Consider the following 4,153-nt stretch of genomic DNA (forward strand, 5'->3'; position numbering starts at 1 on the left):
AATATTAACAACTTAAAAATTAATCTAGTTTAATAATGCACTACGGGTTAAATTATAAATTTCTTTATGAAACTTTTGGAGCTGGAAGCCGAACAACCATCAATACAACTTATAATGCACTAACGAGTTATTGTTTTGAAGATGGAACTGTTGGAATAAACACTCCAGAATGTCCTAACCTGAACTTAACCGACTTAAATGATGGGAAATACACCGTTGGTCCATCTGCACAAATTGCTTCTTGGGCACCTTCATATTGGCACATGGGTGGCGATCATACTGGAAACCCAAATGGAAGAATGGCAATTTTTAATGCGTCATACACTCCAGGCATTTTCTATACAGCAACCATTACAGGCGCACTACCAAACATCCCAATTACCTACAGCTTTTGGGTTTTAAACTTAGATAGAACTGATGCTCCTGGAATTGCAACTCGATTACGACCTGATGTACGAGTAGAATTTCTTGACATGAGTGATAACTTAATTACGTTTATTGAAACCGGAGATATTCCGCCTACCACAGCTGGAAATTTAGCTGGTGATTGGCAGCATTTTACAGCAAATATCAATCTTAATGTAAGTGCTTTTAAAGTAATTTTCATTAATAATGAAACAGGAGGAACAGGGAATGATTTGGCTTTAGACGATATATTAATTTCGCAAACATTGTGTGATTTAGACGGAGATACTATTGCTGATGTATTTGATTTAGATTCTGACAATGACGGAATTCCAGATGTAGTTGAAGTGGGTTTGGGTAATTTATCTGATGGAAAAGCTTATTTGTACCAATGGGTTGATAGCAATCAAAACGGAATGCACGATGTAGCAGAATCTAATATTATTCCTGATAGTGATGGTGATGGTGCTCCTAATTATTTAGATTTAGATAGCGATAATGATAGTGTATTTGACGTTGATGAATCTTGGGCTGGAAATACAAATGCATATGCAGGTTATGAAAATGGAGATGGAGACATTAATGGAGATGGAGCGGGAAACGGACCTGAATCAGAAAACTTTAGAAATAAAGATACTGATGGTGATGGTACCTTAGAAGGTTTTGGTGATGGAATTTTAGATATTTATGATTATGCTTTTAATGTTTACGGAAATAATAATCAAGGCACTAATGTAGCTCCTTTTATTGATTATGTTAAAGATACTGATGGTGATGGAATTCCTGACTATTTAGATGTAATGTCAAACGGAGTAACTTTTGATATTTCACAAACCCTTTACGCTAGTTTAGACACCAATAACGATGGAATTATTGACGGAACGACAGATACCGATGATGATGGAATTTTAGACGCTTTTGATACTAATAATACTGTTTTTGGTTCACCTAGAAATTTAGAACGAAAATTATTCATCGAATTTGATGGTAGAAATGATTATGCAACTGACAACAACGTTATAACCAATTGGCCAAATGCTTCATTAATGGCTTGGATCAATATCAACTCAGCATTTTCTTCTGAAGGAATTGTAGCAGGTCAAGACAAATTTTACATTAAAATAAATAATTCCAAAGAAGTAGAAGTAGTTGCTAACGGAACAATGTTAAGTAATAATTTGGCTCTAAATTCGGCACAATGGATTCATATTGGTGCGGTTTACGATGGTCCAAACGAACTATTAAAATTATATATTAATGGCGAAACGGTAAATAGCACATCTATTTCTGGAAATATATCAGATACTTCCCTTTTTACCATTGGAAAAAACTCAATCACTAATACACAATTTTTTAAAGGTAAAATTGATGAAGTTCGCCTATTTAATATAGCATTAACCGATTCCCAATACCAAAAAATGGTGTACCAAGAAATACAAGACAATAATAGTATAACTCGTGGAACTATTATCCCTAAAGACATTCCAAGTTTGCCATGGATCAATCTTGTTCGTTACTTTAAATTAGACAATTATAAAGACGATGTAATTGATAATCACACAACCTCAACAATTGATACTACTCCAGGCGCAAAAATATTCAACGTAAAAACAATTGCTGTGCAAGAAGCGCCAATGCCATTTATAACAGAACAAACTGGCGATTTTCCAACAGCCGTGAACTCGGTTTCAAAACAAATTCGTGGATTAGATATTGCGGATTACGATTGGTCAATTGTTCATGTAAAACACAATATCAATTCAAACACAAATCATATCGATTTAGGAATGATTGTAGATTCAAACGTTCTAATTGATGTTACTAATGATACCAAAATACATAATGATTGGTATTTGAAATTAGATGGAAAAATAGATTTACATGATTATTCACAATTACTTCAAACTACAGATAGTGATTTAGATCCTGCAAGTATTGGTACTATTGAAAAAGATCAAAAAGGAACTGGTAATTTATACAATTACAATTATTGGTCTTCACCAGTTAGCTCTATTGCAAGCACTACAAATAACAATACTGGATTTACTATTGGAAGTGTACTTCGAGATGGTACTAATGCTGCAAATCCACAAAACATTTCATGGATTTCAGGTTACAATGGAACTCCAAACCCAATGCAATTAGCTCGATATTGGCTATATAAATTTATTAATCTCACTTCAGAATATGCTAATTGGCAACAGATTAACGAAAGTACTATACTTCAAACAGGACAAGCCTACACAATGAAAGGAAGTGGAATTGTAGCCCCTCCAAATATTCAACCTCAAAATTATGTTTTCACTGGAAAACCAAATAATGGAATAATAAATCATACTGGAATTCAAATTGGAGTTAACAACATAAACTTAATTGGAAATCCATATCCTTCTGCACTTGATTCAAATGAATTCATCATTAATAATTTAAGTGCAATTACCGGAACTTTATATTTTTGGGAACATTATGCTTCAAACAATACTCACATTTTATCAGGATATCAAGGAGGTTATGCTGCTCGAAATTTAGTTGGTGGTGTTCCTCCAGTTTCACCTGCATTAATTAGCGGATTAGGCTCAAGCTCAAGAATTCCGGGTAGATACATACCTGTTGCACAAGGATATTTTGTAAAAGGTAATACAAACGGTGGTCAAATCATATTTCAAAATAGTCAAAGAAAATTTGTAAAAGAAACCAATTTAAACTCAAATGAGATGTTTAAACAACAAAACGCAAAAGTGAGAACTGAGAATGGAAATGAAGATGACAATCCTGATAATTTTACCCGAATAAGATTAGGATATATTGGTAGTACAAATTTTCATCGACAACTCTTAATTGGATTTATGAACGAAAATGCAGACGATGGTTATAATTTAGGATATGATGGAGAAATAATCGATATTCAACCTGATGACGCCTATTTTCAATCAGGAAACTATAAATTAGTTATTCAAGGTGTTGGATATTTTAATATAAATGCCATTTATCCGATAACTATAAAATCTAGTCAATTAGGAAGTGTTAGTTTTATATTGGAAGGTGTTGAAAATTTAGACCTAAATCAACCCATTTATATACATGACAATGTTACAAATAGCTATAATGATATTCGATTAACAAATTATAGTGTTACAATTCCAGCAGGAACTATAAACAATAGATTCTCGTTACGTTTTTCAAATCAAACGCTTTCCAACAATACTCAAGAAAATATTGAAAATATTGTATTTTATAATTCTGAATATCATCATTTAGAGATTATTAATTCGAAGAATAATGAAATTAAAGAAGTCATTTTACTTTCTATACTTGGACAAAAAATAAATACTTGGAGAGTAAACAGCTTTGAAAACAATATCAAACTACCAATTAAAAACATTGCAACTGGTGTTTATATCGTAAAAATTAAAACTAATGAAGGTAAATACTTCAGTGAAAAAATTATGATACGTAATTAAATTTTGAATCGATCGCCTATTTTTTTTCCAATAAGATAGGCGATGGTTATTCCTAAAATTAAAATCCAAAGATTCATAAAGATATAAAACGTGTAAGCCATTGGATTTCCAGTTGAATTGAAACAATAACTATCAATTAGAAAACAAAATTGAGTGGGTTCTTTAGAAAATAAAGACAACGCAAAACTCATTAAAAAAGTAATTCCAATCGCCGACAAAACATAAACTACGTTTTTATTCATCGGTTTTTTACCGGTTGGAGCAAATACATTTCGTTCTGCTTCAGT

The 4,153-nt window shown here is 32.2% G+C and carries 2 protein-coding genes; one reads left to right on the top strand and one right to left on the bottom strand.

The window, feature by feature from the left end; all coding sequences use genetic code 11:
* The first annotated feature begins 35 nt into the window (after positions 1 to 35).
* Positions 36 to 3,866, top strand: a complete 3,831-nt coding sequence (locus Q0075_RS12920) for a LamG-like jellyroll fold domain-containing protein (RefSeq protein WP_297869870.1) — start codon at positions 36 to 38, stop codon at positions 3,864 to 3,866.
* Here Q0075_RS12920 and Q0075_RS12925 read toward each other — a convergent pair.
* On the bottom strand, positions 3,863 to 4,153 hold a 291-nt coding region (locus tag Q0075_RS12925; RefSeq protein ID WP_297869871.1), incomplete at its 5' end, for a hypothetical protein. The two genes, Q0075_RS12920 and Q0075_RS12925, sit on opposite strands and share 4 nt — an antisense overlap.

Origin of the sequence: uncultured Flavobacterium sp., from assembly GCF_937967675.1 — a bacterium.
Classification (GTDB): Bacteria; Bacteroidota; Bacteroidia; order Flavobacteriales; family Flavobacteriaceae; genus Flavobacterium.